Source organism: Pseudomonas sp. SWRI154, assembly GCF_014268645.1.
Classification (GTDB): Bacteria; Pseudomonadota; Gammaproteobacteria; order Pseudomonadales; family Pseudomonadaceae; genus Aquipseudomonas; species Aquipseudomonas marvdashtae.
In genome coordinates this window covers 1-557 of the sequence record NZ_JABWQW010000081.1, presented here as the reverse complement: position 1 = coordinate 557, position 557 = coordinate 1, and the positions used below count along the sequence as shown (strand labels likewise).

At 58.2% G+C, this 557-nt stretch carries 1 pseudogene; it reads right to left on the bottom strand.

Features of this window, described 5'->3' with window-relative positions:
- Positions 1–557 (bottom strand): annotated as a pseudogene (locus tag HU806_RS26240) (hypothetical protein); the annotation flags it as partial.

Sequence of the window (557 nt, the reverse complement as noted above, 5' to 3'; positions counted from 1 at the left end):
ATCACCACGGTCAGCGCATCCTCGGCCGCCATCGGATTAAGTACATTGCCGGGAGCTTGCTTGACGCTAGGGGCGACTCCGTTAAATGCCGCGCGGATACTGTAGATGCGCAATGGGAAGGGAGTGGCCTGATCTTCATCGAGGCTCTGGTTGAAGGAGGCCTTGAGTTCCAACATCAATTGGCTGCCGTCGCTTAGACGCTGCAGCTCGCTGTAGGGAATGATGAACTCTTTGAACCCTCGGTTATACCATTCCCAGCTCACCCAATCACCAGTACCTCTCGCTAGCTGCTTGTCGTAAGTTGAATCATCGGCGTTCCTGCCTTCCAACCGGAACCATACGCGCTGGCCGTGTGCTATATGCGGCCAGCTATCAATGCGTACCGTGACATCGCCCGACACACTGGACATATCCAGTTCACCACCGTTGCCGCTATCCGCAGCCTGGAGGATGCGCGGTTTGCTCGGCATCAGCGCCTCGGCGGGCATCGCCTGCACTGCCACCGTTAAGGCAGTGGACGGCGGCTTCGTTCCGCTACTGCGCGTGACGGTGTAGGT